This is a genomic window from Thalassotalea castellviae, from assembly GCF_031846185.1.
Taxonomy (GTDB): domain Bacteria; phylum Pseudomonadota; class Gammaproteobacteria; order Enterobacterales; family Alteromonadaceae; genus Thalassotalea_H; species Thalassotalea_H castellviae.
Window position 1 is genome coordinate 137,121 of the sequence record NZ_JAVRIF010000003.1, and the last position, 19,913, is coordinate 157,033.

Consider the following 19,913-nt stretch of genomic DNA (forward strand, 5'->3'; position numbering starts at 1 on the left):
TTCCTTAATCAACTGAGATAACGAAAAGGAAAATGACCAGGATAATGAAAAATGCACCTTGCCTAATTTGATGAGCAAAGATGTTCAAAACGACATGCAAGGGGGAGAGTGGAGCAAAAAATTAAGATGGTGCTGCGTTGAGTGGTTTTAACATCTAGCATATTGAACTATTTTATGGAAAATACGATAGCGATTAACAGAAAGTGATCGCAAATAGAAACGAACAGGCAATCGTATTCTCAGCAATAATATTAAAAATATTTCGCAGATTTGTCTGTATCTACTCGACCTTTTTGATCGATTCCCTGATTATCAATTCAGGCGTGAATTTATTATTGACGAAAACATCCGAGTGTTTATAGACATTTTTTAATATCCATTGAGCTGACATTTTAGCCATTTCATTAATTGGATAATTCATCGTGGTTAATTCAGGGTGTAAATAATTAGCAAAGTAGACGTTATCAAATCCGATAACTGAACAATCTTTGGGAATTAACATGTTGTGATCTCTTAACCCTTTCATTGCACCAGAGGCCATTTCATCATTTGCACAAATAGCGGCAGTAAACGGTTTATTTTTTTTAAGGAGGTGATCAATCCCGACTCGGCCACTCGTTGTTAAAAAGTCACCTTCGTAAAATAACTCATCATCAAACTTTAAGTTTGCTTCATTTAAGGCTCTTTTGTGACCATCTAAACGTTCGTTAGCATCTTGTTTAAATAATGGACCTGAGATGTAAGCTAAATTTTTATGCCCTTGTTCAATGATATATTTAGTTGCTAAATAGCCACCGAGTTCATTATCAATATAAAAGCATTTATCTTTAATTTCAGGGATTAAACGGTTTAATATCACCACAGGCGTTGAGCCTTTTGATAACTCAATAACAAACTCATCCGATAGAGAATCAATTAAAATGATGATTGCATCACAATTACGGTCGATTAAAAAGTTAATGCCGTCTTTTTCACTTTGTTCAACACTGTGACCTGCGGTAACCACTGCATGCTTGCCTGCTTTTCTTAATTCTATTTCAATACTACTGAGCATTTCACCGTAGAAAGGACCATGTAATTCAGAGACTAAAACCCCAATGCTATTTGAACGGTTCGAAGCTAATGAGCGGGCCACACTATTGGGGCGGTAGCCTAATTCGTCCATCGCAGCCATGACTTTTTGTTTAGTTTTTTCACTCACATGCTCATGATTGTTAAGCACCCTAGAAACGGAAGATAGTGAAACACCTGCTAATGCTGAAACTTCGTAAATGGTCGCCATTATTACCCTTTAGCGTATTATAATTTTTTGCTAGTAGACTTTAACATGAAAGTTAAATGCTTAACTAGTAAGAGTTAGTGTTGTGATGAATTCTGCATACGCATTTAATATGGCATAATAATCCAACAATTGGAAGCGCTTCCAAAAAATTGTAAAAATCATTGCATTTTTTATTATTAGCAGACAGAATGGAAGCGCTTCCAGTTTTATTTGAATAAATTGAAAGTGACTTAATTAAATATAAAAGCAAGCTGAGTCTGCATCAGTGATAACAAAAATTATGTGAGAAGGGCGGGGAAATGTTAGGAGAAAACAATGGCTAGTGTATCCATACAACCAGGTGAGCTTGAGCCTGTTAAACAAAGTGGTAATGACAATTATGTTTTTGCGTTAACGTCTTTAACGTCATTATTTTTTATGTGGGGTTTTATAACCTGTTTAAATGATATTTTAATTCCACATTTAAAAGGGGTGTTTGACTTAACCTATAGTCAGGCAATGTTAATCCAATTTTGCTTTTTTGGTGCCTATTTCTTAGTATCCATTCCAGCGGGCAACATAGTAAAAAAAATAGGCTTTCAAAGAGGTATTGTATTAGGGTTGATTATCGCGGCGGTTGGCTGTTTAGCTTTTTATCCTGCCGCTTCAATGCACAGCTATCCAGTTTTTCTATTCGCGTTGTTTGTACTTGCGAGCGGTATTACCATTTTGCAAGTGTCGGCAAACCCTTATGTCAGTATTTTAGGAAAAGCTGAAACTGCTTCATCAAGATTAACTCTTACCCAAGCATTTAATTCTCTAGGGACCACCATTGCACCATTTTTTGGCGCATATCTTATATTAGAACAAGTTGCAGAAAGCATGTCGGCGAGTCAACAAGCAGAATCTGTACAATTGCCTTATTTAATTTTAGCGGGAATGTTGTTTATGCTTGCGGCGGTCTTTGCTTATATAAAATTGCCTACCGTTGAATATGCACAAGATACTCATGAAAACCAATCTCTTTCTGGAAGTGCCTGGCAATATCGTCACCTTGTGTTAGGTGCGATTGGAATTTTTGTCTATGTTGGCGCAGAGGTAGCAATTGGCAGCTTTTTAGTGTCATTTTTACATGATCCTAATATTGCTGGATTAGAAGAAGCCCATGCTGCTAAATATATAGCGTATTTTTGGGGGGGCGCTATGGTTGGCCGGTTTATCGGGGCGGCGGTTATGCAAAAATTACCGGCAGGGAAAGTATTAGCGTTTAGCGCGATTGTCGCTGTGATCTTTATTGCTAGTGCCATGATAACTTCAGGACAACTTGCTATGTGGTCGATGTTATTGGTTGGTTTGTGTAATTCAATCATGTTTCCAACCATTTTTAGTTTAGCGATTAGCGGATTAGGAAAACATACCAGTCAAGGCTCAGGCATATTATGTTTGGCAATTGTCGGTGGTGCTATTATCCCGTTAATTCAGGGGATGTTAGCGGATAATATTGGTCTGCAAAATTCATTTTTCTTACCGATCATTTGTTATCTGTTTATCGCTTTTTATGGTCTGTCAGGCAGTAAGCCTGTATTAAATAAGGCTTGAGGTTATTATGTCAATTAAAATTAATATGAAACATCGTTGTATCCGTTCACTCTTGTTGGTCGCTATTACTTCTTCACTCGCGGCGTGTAATAGTGAGCAAACGCCAACGTCGGTTGAGCAAAATGAAAATCAACAACCAGAGAAAAACAGCGCACAACCATTGCACGAAAATTTAGCTATTTGGCCAAAATTAGATATTGCGGTTAAACCAGATCCAAGCGTTGAAGCGAAAGTGTCAGAAATTTTATCAACGATGACATTAGAGCAAAAAGTTGCACAAATGATCCAGCCAGAGATACGGGATATTTCGGTTGAAGATATGCGTAAATATGGCTTTGGTTCATATTTGAATGGTGGTGGTGCATTTCCTGAAAATAACAAACATGCAAGCCCTGCAGATTGGATCAAACTTGCTGAAGCTATGTATCAAGCCTCAATCGATGATTCACTCGATGGTTCTACTATTCCTACTATGTGGGGAACTGACGCGGTACATGGCCATAACAATGTTATTGGCGCGACGCTCTTTCCTCATAACATTGGTTTAGGAGCGGCGAATAATCCTGATTTAATCGAAAAAATTGCTGCGATCACCGCTAAAGAAGTGATGGTAACAGGCATTGATTGGGTGTTTGCCCCTACCGTGGCTGTTGTTCGCGATGATCGCTGGGGTAGAACTTATGAAGGCTATTCTGAAGATCCTGAAATTGTCAGAAATTACTCGGCGGCAATTGTAAAAGGTCTTCAAGGTGCTGCAGACCAAGACTTTTTAGGTGATGAACGGGTAATAAGCACCGTGAAACATTTTCTAGGGGATGGTGGCACTGAAGCAGGCGATGACCAAGGGGATAATATTGCTAGCGAACAAACGTTATTTGATATCCATGCCCAAGGTTATGTTGGCGGTTTATCAGCTGGTTCACAATCGGTTATGGCGTCTTTTAACAGCTGGCATGGTAAGAAAAATCACGGCAATAAGTACTTACTAACCGATGTGTTAAAAAACCGTATGGGTTTCGATGGCTTTGTTGTTGGTGATTGGAATGGTCACGGGCAAATTAAAGGGTGTACGAATGAGAGCTGTCCACAATCTATTAACGCTGGCTTAGATATATTCATGGTGCCAACTAACGCATGGAAACCATTATATGAGAACACCATTGCACAAGTAAAAAGTGGTGAAATTAAACAAAGCAGAATTGACGATGCGGTGAGCCGAATTTTGCGCGTGAAAGTCAGAGCTGGCCTCTTTGAAAAGCCTAGTCCAGCAAAACGTAAATTGTCGGGAAAAACCGCACTGATTGGTGCTGACGAACATAGAGCCATTGCACAGCAAGCGGTGAGAGAGTCTTTAATTTTATTGAAAAATAACGAGAATCTTTTGCCGTTGTCTCCACATCAACATATCTTAGTGACCGGTGATGGTGCGGATAATATTGGTAAACAATCAGGTGGTTGGACAATTACGTGGCAAGGTACGGGTAATAACAATGCCGACTTCCCTGGCGGTACTTCCATTTATGATGGGATCAAAGCAAAAGTCGCCATGGGTGAGGGAAGCATTGAACTAAGTAGTGATGGTTCATTTATGCAGAAACCTGATGTTGCGATTGTTGTTTTTGGTGAAGAGCCTTACGCCGAAGGAAATGGTGATTTGGATAACCTTGAATATCAACGAGGCAATAAACAAGATCTAGCTTTATTAAAACGCATACAAGCGCAAGGCATAAAAGTGGTCTCGGTCTTTATTAGCGGTCGTCCAATGTGGGTAAATGCTGAATTAAATGCTTCTGATGCGTTTGTTGCTGCTTGGTTACCGGGTTCAGAGGGCAAAAGCGTAGCTGATGTGTTATTTACCAAAGCTAATGGCGATATCAATCATGACTTTAAAGGTAAGTTATCATTTTCATGGCCGAACGCAGCAGATCAAACCACGGTTAATCGTTTTGATAAAAACTATCAACCTTTGTTGCCGTATGGTTATGGGTTAACTTACCTTGGAAATGATCAGCTTGAAAATGGCGATCAAGGTTTCATTTTAGCAAATGATCTCAATGAAACTTCTGTGGCTACTTCTGATTCATTAACTGAATTAAAAATCTTTGAATTAGCGGTGAAAAAGCCATGGCATGTTGCTCTGCAATCAGGTGATAAATCAGCAACGGTGACCTCTAATATTCAATCGTTAGGTGCTATCTCGTTAAGAACGTTAGACAAGGTAGTTCAAGAAGATGCAAGAACGGTATCTTTCAATGGTAATGAATCGGCAAGCTTACGTATTTTTAGTAGTTTCCCCGAAGATTTTAGAGCTTATCATGAAGCAAAATCGGTACTATCGTTTGAGGTTCGTCTTGAGCGAGTGCCAACTGATGCGGTCAACTTAGCAATGAATTGTAATGGTGAATGCCAAGACTCAATCGACATAGCGCCGCTATTGAAAGCCGCTAACTTAAACGAATGGCACACCATTAACATCGATTTCGCTTGCTTAAAAAGCTCAGGAGCTGAATTTGCTCAAATAATGTCACCGTTTACGTTATCAACGAAAGGTAAAGTGACATTAAGTTATTCTGGCATTAGTGTTGTTCCTAACACTGCTGAGCAAGCCACAATGAGCTGTCAGTAAGTGAATTAGTATCTACTGCCGCGTGATTACTTTTTAATAGGAAGTAGTTGTGCGGCAGTTGTTTTGAAAAATCATTCAAAACTGGATAAGCCTGATTGTTTCAGGAAGAAAATCATGAATGACTTATGTGCCACGATTGCGGACACAACATAATATCTATCCTAAAGATAAATAGAGCTAATTTATCTTGCAAAAAAGGATAGTATATTAGTTCAATTCGGTTTATATCACTACTTTGCTTTATAGTGTTTGATGATTTTCTGAATAGTTAATCACATCACGATAAATCAACCATTGCCCATCAGGTTGCATTTGCCAAACGACTAAGTAATTACCTAATATTTTTTCATTAGATTTTTCACCTTTTATGGTGACTTCCCAAACACCGACCTCTGTTGCCGTTCTATTGTCACGCTTTAGTTCAACAGTTTTTAAAGTTATTGTTGCTGGACCTGCTGACATTTCAAGTTTGAGTTGTTTGGCTATGTCTTTACGGCCCTGAATTAATGCAAAACCATCATTTAGATATAATGCATCTTCTGTAAACATTTGGGATAACTGCTCAGCCTTACCTTCATTGAACAACGCTATGTATTTATTATTATTTGCTTCGATTGTTGCACTTAAATCATCGGCCCAAGCAAATGATGACATACTCATTAGTGCAACCAGACTGTAATAAGAAAACTTTTTCATAATAAAACTTTATATTGTTAATGTATTGCAAACATTATTGCAAGCTTACAAGTTATGCAATGTAATTATTCACGTTCAAGCAATCTTCCAACGGAACGATTGAGTTTATTACAGACAACCGACTATGTAATAAGGTAAAACACGCTTAACAACAAAAAAGCCACTAATTGCTTAGTGGCTTTTTAATATTCAGTTTATCTTGCGATAAATGTTGTGCTTACATTGCGCTATTTAAAGCTATAACGCATGCCTAAGGTATATCGAGAGCCATATTGGCGAGCAAACAAGAACTGCTCTTCATAACGACCATAACCTTGTTCTGTTTCGTTATTAAGGTTTAACCCTTCAAAAAATACCGTGAAGTTTTCATCGATATCATAATTGATACTCATATCGACTTGACCAAACTCTTTAGCAAACTGAGGAGGGTTGTCAGACGACCCTTGCGCTTGTCCAACACCTATTAAGTATTCATCACGCCATGCGTATGTCACCTTGACCGACAATGCTTCTTTTTCATAAAACAATTGGAAGTTAGCGGAATCACTTAAGCCCGTTAATGGCGTTTGTGGTTCTAATTCAGACACTGAATCAACTTTCGTTATATCATCCACATCAAATTCGACATCACCATCAACAAAAGTAGCATTGGCGCCAAAACCAAAGCCGGTATCACCAAAAAAGTGTTGTATTGCCAATTCAAAACCATCGACAACTTTGTTATCTGGGGTATTGAATGGACGAGTAATATCCCATTGCATTAATGGATCATCACTTGCTGGTGTTAAATAACCTTGCTCATTTAATGTCGCGCCATTAAGCTGCATTTGAGCAAATATTTCATCGTTGGTTGGGTTACCGCCTAAATCAGCAACAGCTTGATTCCATCGAGCCCCTTGATAAATTTCACGCATATCTTCAATTGAAGTAGTGACAGTTTGGCTACTGATAAAATTCTCTACATCTTTTCTAAAATATCCAACAGCAGCATAACTACCTTCTGCGTAGTAATATTCTAATGAAAGATCGAAGTTGGTTGCTTCATATGGCAATAAGTTTGTATTACCTTCACCACCAATACGAGAATTAGGTCGAGTACTTGCCCCTAAAGATCTGCCACCGGCTAAAGCACCTAAAGGCGCACGAGTGATTGTTTTCCCCCAAGAAACACGGGCTACAATGTCCTCGGTAATATCGACTTTAGCATCGAGCATAGGTAGAAAGACATCATGCTTACCTTCGAGAGATAAAATGGTGTTGTCACCTGACTGATATTGAGTATGCCATTCACTTCCCCCTTTCCACCACACTTCTGTAGGAATAGGTTGTAATACATTACTCGTGACATCAGTTTCTTCATATCTAAACCCAATATTGACTTGTACGGGAAAATCAGCAACTTCAAATTCCCAGAATGACGAAGCATAAATACTGGTGGTGTCTTCATCAACTGAGCCTTGAGAGAGTACACTGCCATCTCGATAAGGGTCAGTACTAAAATAATCATCCCCCAGTAAGTCACTATTTAAAAAAGCTTCTGAACGGGCAACGGCTTCATCAAAGTCAAAACTATAGTAATAACCCGCACCTATTGAATTATCACCATTGGAAAATTGATCCAAAAAGTCCTCGGTCGTGTTGTATTCAAACATACCGTCAGGGAAAGCCGCAGAATAATTCGGGTTAAATAAGAAACCACCAATTAAACCACTCCAGGCGCTAGAGCCGCCAATAGATTGCTCGGTACGAGCAAGGCCAACTTTAACCGAAATTAATGATGAGTCATTTGGGTTTTCCCAAGTGCCGTCTAGTTGTAATTGCTCTATTTCAGACTTGCCTGGGCTATGAATAAATTGACTAAAATGAGAATCCATTTCACCTGGCGATAAAGTTGTGGTGCCATTTTTCCAAAAAATTGTCCCTTGTGGAATATCTCCGGTTCTAAAATCATAATGTTTACTGACTAATTGATCTGAGCCAAACACTAACGAGCCTGTGCCATCCATGCCAGAATCTTTGCCGTTATCTGCTTTGTTTTCTGAATTGTGATAATCAAGTGATACCGATATATCGTCAGTTGCAGCCCACTCAATATTAAAACCAATGGATTCTTCATTTGTTTCTGTTGTGTCGCGATTAGCTGTGTATGAACCATCATTACCGGCTAGATCAGCGAAGAGAACGGTACCATTTTCGTCTAGCTCATATGCTTTAATATTGCCACCGTAATCGTGCCATTGTCCCCAACTAATTCCGTTATTTCCCGTGATTGATTGGCCCATAGTGTAATCAAAAGTTAAAATAACACTGTCTATTGGCGCGTACTGAAACGTGACATTGGCATTGGTTCTTTCTCGTTCAACATCCGTTATGCCATAGCCCATATCTCTTGGAAAGAAAGCACCTGCGGCAGCATTGGCATCACGATTATCAATCACTTTGTCAGCATCTAACGTAGGTAACTGCGCGTTTGACTGATATTGCCAGCCTTGTATGCCCGCCCATTGTTGTTGAAAGTCTCGTTCTTGATGAGAAAAGGCGATGGAAAAACCTAATGTATCATCAGCATAGGTATTGCTATACATACCTGAAAATTCTGGTGTTAAATCATCGCCTTCAACATTTGATGAGTCGTAAATGCCTTTACCTGAAAGTACAAATTTCTCACCCGGACTTTGAAAAGGTTTCATGGTGACAATATTGACCGTTGCGCCTAAGCCGCCACTGGGATTTTCAGCTCGCGCTGTTTTATGTACTTCAAGTGAGCTGACACCATCTGAAGATAAGTTCTCTAAACTGTATGACCGCGAATTACCCGTACCTGGCATTTGACGGCCATTTAAGGTAATTAAGTTAAAGTCAGGGCCAAAACCACGAACCGTAATTTGACTACCTTCACCGTTAGAACGACTAACCGACACGCCCGTAATACGCTGTAATGATTCAGCAAGGTTAGTGTCAGGAAACTTACCCATATCTTCAGCTGAAATCACATCCATGACGCCAGAAGCACTTCTTTTTAATGCCATCGAGCGCGTTAAACTGCTCATGATGCCGGTAACTTCAATAATTTCTATTTCTGAGTTTGTTTCTTTATTGGTTAATTGTTCAGCTTCTGCCGCAGATAACTGGTGGGTTAATCCCGTTGCTAAAATGGCTGATATGCAAGTAGCTAAACGCTTTTTAGAGTATTTTGAATGTTTCATTTTAACCTACTTTCTTAAAATTAGTTTAATTAACGTCGGCTATACTCGCCGAACAGTTATTTTTAATTACGTGTTTACGGAGCTGTTATCGAAACATTATCTATACGATAGACAGCGCCATCACCCGTTCCCCAAGCAGGGAAAACCATCAATACATCTATCGCGCTAATATCTAAGCCGGCGTCAAACAGTGCTTGTAAAGAAAAGGTATAAGTTTGCCATTCACCAACCACAGGCGTTTGACCTTCTTGACTGGCAGATAATGCTAATTCAACAGCTGATGAGGCATCTCCGGCTTCAATTTTAAATAACCAGGTTGAACTTGAGTCGAGCGGAGCTGTAACGACTTTCATATCAAAGGTTACGGTGCCATTTTGTAACAATGAACTAGCGTCATAATAAACGTCGTCATTCGCTAAGAAACCCATAACGGTTGGCGCTGAGCCAATGACAAATTCGGCCACCATGCCATGGCTTGCATCGTCTTCTTCTTCGGTTGGCGTAGAGCCACCACAACAGTCCCAAATAGGCCATTGTTCATGTTGGGCATTATCGTAAATTGTTAATCCTTTTGGAGCTGGAACACTTGTTGGATCATAAATCATGACATTATCAAGACGGTAGGTTGCGCCATCGCCGGCTCCCCAAGCAGGGAATACCATCAGCACATCTATTTGACTAATATCTAAACCAGCATCAAAGAGTGACTGTAATGAATAAGTATAAGTTTGCCACTGACCAACAACCGGATCTGCGCCTTCTTGACTTGCCGATAGTGCTAGTTCAACGGCTGATGAGGCATCACCTGATTCAATTTTAAATAACCAAGCTGCGCTTGCATCAAATGGTGCGTTAACAACTTTCATTTCAAATTGCACAACACCGTTGGCTAATAATGCTGAAGCATCAATATAAACATCATCGTCTGCTAATAATCCCATTACCGTTGGTGATGCACCAATAACAAATTCTGCAGTTAAGCCATGTTCTGTATCATCGTTTTCAACTGTTGGAGTACTGCCACCACAACAATCCCAAATGCTCCATTGCTCTTTTGCTTGGTCATCAAATAATACAAATCCTTGGAAACCACTTGAAGCATTTGGATCATAGATTTTTACATTATCAACACGATAAACAGCGCCATCACCTGCGCCCCATGCTGGAAAAATCATCAAGACATCTAAGGCACTAACATCAAGCCCTGCATTTGCTAAGTCTGCTAAATTAAAAGTATAAGTTTGCCATTGGTCGGCTACTGGGCTTACCCCTTCAACACTATCCGATAAGGGTAATTCTACTGCCGATGCAGCATTATCTGCTTCTATTTTGAATATCCAAGCTGCACTTGCGTCAGTTGGCATAGCGGTGACTTTCATTTCAAATTGCACAACGCCATTTGCTAGAATGCTAGTCGCATCAAAAGGGGCAGGCGTGCTGGTATTCTCTTCACGTGAAATAAAGCCCATTACCGTTGGATTTGCACCAATTGAAAATTCTGCGACGTTGCCGTGCTCATCATCATCCATTTCTACCGTTGGTGTAGAGCCGCCACAACAATCCCACATAGGCCAACTTGTGTTTTCATTATCACTAAAGATAGTTAGTTCAGGAGCGGCACCCACATCACCTTCAATCGATAAATTACTAATTTGGAAGACGGCTCCTTCACCGGCGCCCCAATCAGGGAATACCATTACTACATCAATAGCACTTAAATCTAATCCTTTGTCTGCGAACGCTGATAATGGAAAGGTATAAGTTTGCCATTGACCAACAACAGGGTTAACACCTTCAAGGCTTTCATTTAATTTAAAATCAGCTGCGGTGCTTGCTTCATTACTTTCTACCTTAATATTCCACTGTGCATTTGCTGCCGGTGCGGTAATTAATTTCATGTCAAAAGTAATAACACCATTTAAATCTACTAGTGGTGAAGCGTCAAAAGGTGTTCCTTGACCATTAGCATCAGTGATAAATTCTTTTCTTGAAATAAAACCGACTACTGTTGGAGTTGCGCTAATGACAAATTCAACGACCTCTCCTTTTTCAGCGTCAGTAATCATGCTTGGCGTTGAACCTCCACAACAATCCCATGCTGGCCAGTTAGGGTTTAAAGCCCCTGAAAAAATAGTTAGGTTTTTTGCTTCACCAGTTGAAGGTGGAGTAGGGACAGGTGCTTTACCTTCAACTAGGGCATCTTCTAGATCATCGTAACCAGCTCTAACTGTTTCACAACCTTTGCCTGTATCTGGGTTTTGTTGACATTGATAAACACGGATATAATCAATTTCAAAAGTTTGTCCATCAGCAAATGCACTTGCATCAATCCCTAGGTTATTGGTATTTTCAGCCCAATCACCGCCAACAGCGTTGTTTAAAATCATATAATATTGTTGATCGTATGGTGCATTATCCCAATGAGTCGTTAACTCACCGGTTGTTTGATCAAAGTATTCTGCAAACCAACCTTTGTGCGCTAAACCAACAGCTTCATCTTTACTGTTGTAACGAACTTCAGATTTACGTTGTGTTGCATATAAATAATCATCTACATACCAACGAATTTCACCTTCTTGCCATTCAATGGCATAAACATGGAAATCGTCAGCAGGGTTAATGCCATCAGGTAAACTATAAGATTTACCTGAGTGAGAATTATTTGGCCATTCTTTACCGTAATGTAACGTACCGTGAACGTTATTTTCTTCAACGCCTTCGTCGTTCACTGTTTTTAAGTTCACTGTTTCGAGGATGTCAATTTCGCCTGACTTTGGCCAGCCGCCATAAACTTCATCTGTTGGCATCATCCAAAACGCAGGAAAACTTCCTTGGCCATAAGGCATTTTCGCTTTTATTTCAAAACGACCATATTTAAAATCTGCTTTATTTTTGCTGATCATTCGAGCCGAGGTATAAGGTAATTCAGCACCTTCTGCCGCAGGTAACGCAACTAATTTCAGCGTACCATCACTAACATAAGAATTTTCAGCGTTTTCGGTATAACATTGTTTTTCATTATTACCGCCACCCCAACAATTGACTTCATGGGTCCAGTTTTGAGTATCTATGGCTTCACCATCAAATTCGTCACTCCAAACCATTTGCCAATCACTGACAGGTTGTTGTGGATCTATTTTACTTGAATCAGTTTCAGTTTGAGCACCACCACATCCTAGTAACGACATTGTCGATACTAAGATAAACAATGGTGTAAAACTTTTTGAAATTTTTATCATTATGTCTCCCCCAGTTAATCTAAGCACTTTTTGTTATTTTTGGAAGCGCTTCCAGTTTTACCTAAAAAAATAGTCGCTATTTTCTGGAAGCGCTTTCGTAAATTATGTTAGTTTTATATTTAGGTCAAGTATAAACTGCCAAAAACCGCAATTATATTAGAGCTTATACTCTTAATTGAACGTGTAAAATTTTAGAATCTACTTAATTATTATTGCTTTACTTGTCTGTTTTTACTCCTCTTCGAATAGAGCAAATCAAAAGCGAAAAGAAAAGCAATGACTCTGGTAATTTTTAGGATCACAAAGTCGCTAATTTTAGCTACTTTATGAGGTTAATACTCAAGAAAATACTGCTATGATGTGCTTTGCTGTAGCGCATGATGGATCTTGTCAACTTTATCATTGTCGAGCGTATACCAGCGCATTACAAACGCAACTAATACAGAGCCTAAAGCGGCGAATAAAGTGAATGAGATTAAGATGCCATGCTTTGTCGTCTCACTTTGTTCCATGTCCGCTTGATAGCCATAAAAGGCTAATAACCAGCCTGCTAATGCCCCTCCTATAGCTACGCCAAGTTTGATAAAGAACACAACCGCAGAATATACCATTCCGGTTATTCGTACTCCGGTTTTCCAATGGCCATAATCAATGGTATCTGCCATTTTAGCCCAAAGTAGTGGTGTTGCCATTTGCAAAAAGAAACTCCACAGAAAAAATAGGCTTAATGCGAGGGTGATTTGATGGGAACTTACAAAATAACTGATCACACATATGAAAGCTGCAATGGATTGTAAAGCGATATAGGCTTTAATTTTACAAAATTTCTTTGCGACCATTTGTGATAATGCACAACCTAAAATACTGCCGATCATGCCTAACGTCATAAATGGGGTGATTAAATCAACTCGAACTAAATAGTATTTTACGTAATAGACAGCTAAAGTACCTCGAAGTACTTGACCACTAAGTAGTAGGAGTCCGGCTAAACACAGAATGCGCCATTGATCATTTTGCCACAAGCAGATCAAATCCTGCTTAAAGGTTGAGTTTTGTTGCGGCGGAGGGCTAATGCGTTCTTTGGTTCCTGCAAAACACAGTAAAAATAAAACGACCCCTAAAGCACTCATCGCTATCATAGTATATTGATAACCTAACGCTTTATCGCCTTCACCAAAATATTCAACTAACGGCATGGTACCAGCTGCCACTATTAAGCCGCCAAGCATGCCAAAAACAAAACGATAAGATTGAACTGAAACTCGTTCTTTCGGATCCGCCGTTAATACGCCTCCAAGCGCAGAATAGGGGATGTTTATAGCGGTATAAACAATCATTAGTAAAGAGTAAGTTGCAAACGCGTAGATGATTTTACCATTATCTGAAAGATCAAAAATGGTAAAAGCTAATATGCTGATCAATCCGAAAGGCAAGGCTAACCAGAGCAGGTAAGGCCTAAATTGTCCCCACTTGGTTTTTGTCCTATCAGCCATTGCCCCCATTAAAGGGTCAGTTATCGCATCAAATATTCGAACAATTAAAAAAAGCGTTCCGACTAATGCCGGCGAAAGACCAACCACATCTGTATAGTAAATCAGTAAAAACATCATCACAGTTTGAAAAATGATATTACTAGCGGTATCACCTAAGCCGTACGCTATTTTTTCTTTCATTCTAAGCATGTTACTTTCTCTTATTTTGATGCTTTTAAAGTGATAATGGTATTATTGGCGTTGTTGAATAAAATCTCGATACGCATAGCCACTGGCTTTTATGGTTCTTTTTTGACTGTGATAATCCACATAGACAATCCCAAATCGTTTTAAGTAACCTTCAGCCCATTCAAAATTATCCATCAAACTCCAAGCAAAATACCCTTTTATATCAACGCCTTGCTCGATTGCTTGATGGACTGCATTTAAATGACTGTGATAATAGCTAATTCTAGTCTGATCGTTTACTTCGTTATCAATCAATTCATCAGGCATTGCTGCACCATTTTCGGTGATATATATCTCTGGTAAGTCATATCGGTTATTAAGATCGACTAATAAATCGGTAAAGCCTTGCGGATAAACTTCCCATCCCATATCAGTTAAAGGTACATCATCTAAATTGATTTGCGAAAATATTTCTTGATTATCAGCTTGGTATACTGCTCTGGTATAATAATTTACCCCTAAAAAGTCAATGGGATGAGCGATTATCTGCAGATCACCTGCTTGAATTTCTGGTTGTGCAATTGCAGGTAAACTTGCCAGAATATCGGGATATTGAGCGTCAATAATCGGCTTTATATACCATTGATTAAAGTAATCATCGGCGTACTTTGCAGCTGCAATATCATCGGTATGGTTAGTATTGGGGTAACAAGGCGTGAAATTTAACACAATACCATTTTGTGTGTTTGGACTAAGTTTGGTTAATGATTGCATGGCTAAGCCATGAGCAAGTAATAGGTGATGTGCCGCTTTTTTCCCGTATTCTTTGCCTTTAATCCCTGGTGCATGAATACCAATTTCGTAACCTAGATAAGCGCTACAAAAGGGTTCGTTTAACGTTGCGTAAGAATAAACACGATCACCAAAAGCTTTAATAACCAGTTCGGCGTATTTTTTGAATTTATAAGCGGTTGCTCTGTTGAGCCAGCCGCCTTCGTCTTCTAAATACTGAGGTAAGTCCCAATGGTAAAGCGTTACAAATGCTTTGATATTTTTCGTTTGTAACGCATCAAGCAATTTTATATAGAAGTTGAGGCCGTCTTGATTTGGGCTACCATCTTGATTCATCACTCTGCCCCAAGAAACAGATAAACGATAAGCATCAACGCCTAAAGCACTTATCATCTCAATATCTTGTTGCCAAAGATGGTAATGATCACAAGCAACTTCACCATGCGATTTATCTGCAATAGCATTTTCCGTGCGACAAAAAGTATCCCAGATACAAGGTAAACGGTGATCAGCACCGCCTTCTATTTGGAAAGAAGCAGTGGCAACGCCTAACGTGAATTGTTTCGACAGTAAACGCGAATTTTTAGGTAGAGTAATTTTCATAGTAGGCTTTATTATTAATATAATCGATTGTTGGTAGCGCTTCCAAAATAACGCACTTGCTTTCTGGAAGCGCTTTCAATTTAGCTTGGTTAAGTTAAAAGGTCAACACCTTTCAAAAGAATAAGAACGTTTCTTAATGGGACAATGCATGATTTTTTAATTTTTTCGTTATATCATCAAATGAATATGTACTGATCATTAACAGCTAAAGATACTCTTTCCATGGCATTAGCGGGCAAAAATCAAGTAGTTACACGTTATAAGCTTTCAATAATAGGCGTGTTTATCGCAATAATGCTCGTAGCATTAATATTGGCAAGTTTTCGATATTATGGTGAATTACGCTCTATGGAGCAAAATGAGCTAACTGACTTAATTAGTCAAACCAATGATATAAATCGTCAATTTAATCAGGCAGCAAGTTCAGTGCAGGCGATCCAAGATTATGCCAATCATACTATTAACTTTCCCGAAGAAGTGCCGTTGAAATTGCCTTTGTTTGTGCAAGAAAATGAGCGATTTTATTTACAAAAATCTCGTCACGATATTCTTAAATATCGACAAGAACTGAGTGTAAATATAACGGGAATTGGCGATATCAGTGAGATAAAAGACACGTTTGAGAATGAATTAGCGATGGCTCATTCTTTAACTCCTGCGTTTATGGCGGCGCAAAATGCGATCGAAACAGCTAATTGGTTTTATTATGTTTCTGAGAACCAATTTGTCAGCATTTACCCTTGGGTAAATAGAAATAATTGGCAATATTCTAATAACTTGATTGAAAATGAGCATGTACAAAGATTAAGAAACACCACTAGCAATTTTGACGGATTGCTTTGGTCAGCACCTTACATTGGTACCTCAAGCAAAAGTTTATATACCGCGGTAGGGGGGCCGGTATTTTTTCAGGATAAATATATCGGTGCAGTGATTATCAATATCGATTTATCAAGACTTCATCAAAAAGTCCTGTTAGACATTAAAGAAAATGAAACCTATGTTCTTATTAATAATAAAGGACAAGTTTTATTGAATCGCTCGAAACATGGAGAGCCGCTTAAAAAGCAAGTTTCTTGGAAAAATACCCTACCTGAGTCATTAGCTAATTTGACGCTTGAAAATATTCACAACTTACCTGCATCTTCTCAGTTTAACGCTTTACTTGTTCAAAAAGCCGAGTTAGCGATTGATGGTTGGTTATTATTAAAATATAAACCTTTTCAAGCGTTTACTAATCCAATCTTTGAAAGATTTATGGGTTTGTTTTTCTTATTGTTTTTTGGCCAAATAGTGTTGTTAGCTGTGGTCTATACCGTGACGAGTAAAACCTTTATTAAACCTACTCAGCAATTTATTAGTCATATTGCTTATAGTGCAAAAGGTGATCATGGCAAAATTAAACCACCTAGTGGTTGGCTACATTGGTTTAATTTAGTAGGAGATATTTTCAGTCAAAACAGAAGCTTAATGCAGCAGCTCAAAGAGCAAAATAATATTTTAGACAGTAAAGTCAATGATAAGACACAAGCGCTGCTAGAAAAAAGTAAACAACATCAGCATGATTATGCCATTTTGCATTCGGTGATGGATGCGATCCCAGATTATTTAATTTTCAATGATCCCCATGGATTATTAATTGGTTGTAATTTAGCGTTTGAAACTTTTATAGGAAAAAAAGAACACGCTATTTTAGGTCGTCAAGCAGGGGGATTAATTCCTAATGAGCTAGGTACTGCCTTATTAGAAGCCGCAAATAAAAGCAAAACGCAGACTAAGCATGCTCAAGGTATTTTTCAGGTAATTGAAACGGTTGATAATACGTATGAATTATTTACTTCTGAGTTTTTTGATCAAGAACAACAAGTGCTTGGCACCATCATTATTATTCGAGACGTAACGGAACAATATGCTATTAATGCTGCGTTAGCGGCGGCTAAAGAACAAGCAGAATTAGCTAACCAAACGAAGAGTCAGTTTTTGGCGAATATGAGTCATGAAATTAGAACTCCGATCAATGCGATTCAAGGCATGCATTCGTTACTAGAAAAAACGCCTATTTCTAATCAACAACGCAAACACTTAGCTAGTGCTCAAAATGCTTCCGGAGCATTATTGCATTTAATTGATGAGTTACTCGATTTAGCTAAGATTGAATCGGGCAATATGTCGATTATGAAAGCAGAATGCCGCTTAGACCGCATTGTTAGTCAAGCGATTAACTTAAATATTGGCAATGCGAATAATAAAGGCATCGAGCTTATCGTTACAATTGAGTCAAATGTACCTGTGATAGCCATCACCGATGAAATGCGTTTAGTACAAGTACTTAGTAACTTATTGAATAACGCAATAAAATTCACTCATGAGGGAAGCGTTACAATTCACTTAGCCGTGATCGCTATTAGTGATATTGATACTTTAGTGAGGTTTCGCATAATCGATACGGGCATAGGAATAGCTAAAGAAAAACAAAGTCATTTATTTGAAGCATTTATGCAGGCAGATGAATCGATGACACGCGAATATGGTGGCTCAGGACTTGGTTTATCCATTTGTCAGCGTATTATTAATTTGCTAGGCGGAGAAATTAAGATTATTAGTGAAGAAGGCGTAGGAACTGAATTTAACTTTGTCTTACCCCTGAAAATTAATAATGATAACCCTTATGCGAAATATAATAAAAATGTACAAATATTTTGTTTAGATTATCAATTGCCGGCATCGTTTAATGCGCTTATTGAAGATTATGAATTTCAATATCATCTATTATCATCCCCTGATGATATTAATCATTACTCAGCATTAAAACTGAATATATTGTTTATTGATGCGAATGAAGTAGATGAACACTTATGTAATGTACTTGTTGAGCAGCTTTGTCATGCTGAAACACTTAACTCACAGGAAAAAAAGACACAAGATCAAGACAAAGAAAAACAATGCATGTTGGCAGTTTGTCTACCCGATCAGAGCCAAGATTACAGTGTTTCGTTTGAATACTTAGATAAATACCAATTACCTTATATAGTTTGTGAAGCGCCGCTATCACGTAATGATTTATTTAATGTTATTGATTCGAGCTCAGGCGCCAATCGGCAAAAAGTTGAGCCTATTCAACATGGCAGCTCCTCAGAAATCATCACTGAGGTAGCGCCGCAAAATTTAGCGAATGTAAGTATTTTATTAGTAGAAGATAACTTAGTAAATCAGTTGGTTGCTAAAGAATTATTAAAGAGCATGCAAGCTGAAATCACTGTGGTTGAAAACGGTCAATTGGCGATAGAAAGCCTTGAAAAATCATCCTTTGATGTTGTGCTAATGGATATACAAATGCCGGTAATGGATGGTTTAACGGCAACTAAAATCGTGCGTAAAAACGAAAAATTTAAAGACTTACCCATTATTGCAATGACGGCACATGCGCGCCAAGAAGATATCGAAAATAGTTTAGCCGCAGGCATGAACTTACATATTGCCAAACCTGTGAACGCTGAATTACTGTTAAGTAGTATATTAAAAGTGTTAAAGAAAGCCTAATGACTTACTCTTTCTCTTAACGTTTATGCTCATTAAACTATCGGGAACATAGTGCCAGCCCACAATTGATTGGTTGTATCGAAGACAGGCTAATAAGCTAGGGTGAGTGACCTATTACCATGATTATTTGGGTTGTGTTGAAATTTGCTCGGTAATTTTTTCAAGTTTCCTAAAAGTCTCGTTTAATGTTGCACGTTCTTGAGAGTTTAATACTGACAGTATCTCTTGCTCTCGTGCTTTTACCAGAGGGGCCAGTTGATTAAAGAGTGTTTGACCTTTTTCGGTGAGTGTCAATAAAGTTGAACGTTTATCTTTAGTATTACTCACTTTTTCTAAGAGTTTGCTCTGGACTAATTTTTTAATTGCTCGACTGGTTGGCATTTTTTCAAGATTGGTTTTATTTCCTATTTCTTTTGCATTGAGTGAACTTTCATTCGCTAGAATAGCTAAGACACGCCACTCTTGTTTCGATAAATTAAATTCTCCTAGGTATATTTCAGCAATTGAATCACTGATCATCGCTTGTAATTTTGCTAATTGATAAGGAAAAAATTGCGTCAAATTAAGTAGGTTATTCATAGCTGAACATCAGTTATAGGCGTGAATCGATTTTGATAATGGTTATGATTATATCGGTTGTGATTGGGCAAGCAACTTGTATGGATAAATAGTTATTGGCACTTTGGCTGT

General features: G+C 38.5%; 10 protein-coding genes. 3 read left to right on the forward strand and 7 right to left on the reverse strand.

The genetic code is table 11. The features are described 5' to 3' along the window. Positions 1 to 280: 280 nt before the first annotated feature. On the reverse strand, positions 281 to 1,282 hold the full coding sequence (locus RM573_RS06965) for a LacI family DNA-binding transcriptional regulator (RefSeq protein WP_311579316.1): 1,002 nt from the start codon (positions 1,280 to 1,282) through the stop codon (positions 281 to 283). Positions 1,283 to 1,597: 315 nt separating this feature from the next. Here RM573_RS06965 and RM573_RS06970 point away from each other — a divergent pair, with 315 nt between their 5' ends. Continuing rightward, positions 1,598 to 2,860 carry a sugar MFS transporter gene (locus RM573_RS06970; RefSeq protein ID WP_311579319.1) on the forward strand — a complete coding sequence of 421 codons (1,263 nt, stop codon included), beginning with the start codon at positions 1,598 to 1,600 and terminating at the stop codon, positions 2,858 to 2,860. Between the two features lie 7 nt (positions 2,861 to 2,867). Next, positions 2,868 to 5,486 (forward strand): glycoside hydrolase family 3 protein, encoded by a 2,619-nt coding sequence (locus tag RM573_RS06975; RefSeq protein WP_311579322.1) that lies wholly within the window; start codon positions 2,868 to 2,870, stop codon positions 5,484 to 5,486. Positions 5,487 to 5,726: 240 nt separating this feature from the next. Here RM573_RS06975 and RM573_RS06980 read toward each other — a convergent pair whose 3' ends face one another. The 5 genes from RM573_RS06980 to RM573_RS07000 form a co-directional block, all read right to left on the reverse strand. Continuing rightward, entirely contained in the window at positions 5,727 to 6,182 is a 456-nt protein-coding gene (locus RM573_RS06980) for a YybH family protein (protein WP_311579325.1), read from the reverse strand. Between the two features lie 227 nt (positions 6,183 to 6,409). Beyond that, positions 6,410 to 9,388: a TonB-dependent receptor gene (locus RM573_RS06985; RefSeq protein ID WP_311579327.1), complete on the reverse strand. Its 2,979-nt coding sequence runs from the start codon at positions 9,386 to 9,388 to the stop codon at positions 6,410 to 6,412. Between the two features lie 74 nt (positions 9,389 to 9,462). Beyond that, a complete protein-coding gene (locus RM573_RS06990; RefSeq protein ID WP_432280223.1) occupies positions 9,463 to 12,627 on the reverse strand; it encodes a family 16 glycosylhydrolase in 3,165 nt (1,054 codons plus the stop codon). 353 nt (positions 12,628 to 12,980) lie between these two features. Next, entirely contained in the window at positions 12,981 to 14,309 is a 1,329-nt protein-coding gene (locus RM573_RS06995) for a glycoside-pentoside-hexuronide (GPH):cation symporter (protein ID WP_311579329.1), read from the reverse strand. Positions 14,310 to 14,351: 42 nt separating this feature from the next. Next, the gene (locus tag RM573_RS07000; protein WP_311579332.1) at positions 14,352 to 15,683 is read right to left on the reverse strand and encodes a GH1 family beta-glucosidase; all 1,332 of its coding nucleotides are present in this window, start codon (positions 15,681 to 15,683) and stop codon (positions 14,352 to 14,354) included. Between the two features lie 222 nt (positions 15,684 to 15,905). Here RM573_RS07000 and RM573_RS07005 point away from each other — a divergent pair, with 222 nt between their 5' ends. Then, positions 15,906 to 19,223, forward strand: a complete 3,318-nt coding sequence (locus RM573_RS07005) for an ATP-binding protein (RefSeq protein WP_311579335.1) — start codon at positions 15,906 to 15,908, stop codon at positions 19,221 to 19,223. Between the two features lie 123 nt (positions 19,224 to 19,346). Here RM573_RS07005 and RM573_RS07010 read toward each other — a convergent pair whose 3' ends face one another. Next, a complete protein-coding gene (locus tag RM573_RS07010; RefSeq protein WP_311579337.1) occupies positions 19,347 to 19,802 on the reverse strand; it encodes a MarR family winged helix-turn-helix transcriptional regulator in 456 nt (151 codons plus the stop codon). Positions 19,803 to 19,913: the final 111 nt, after the last annotated feature.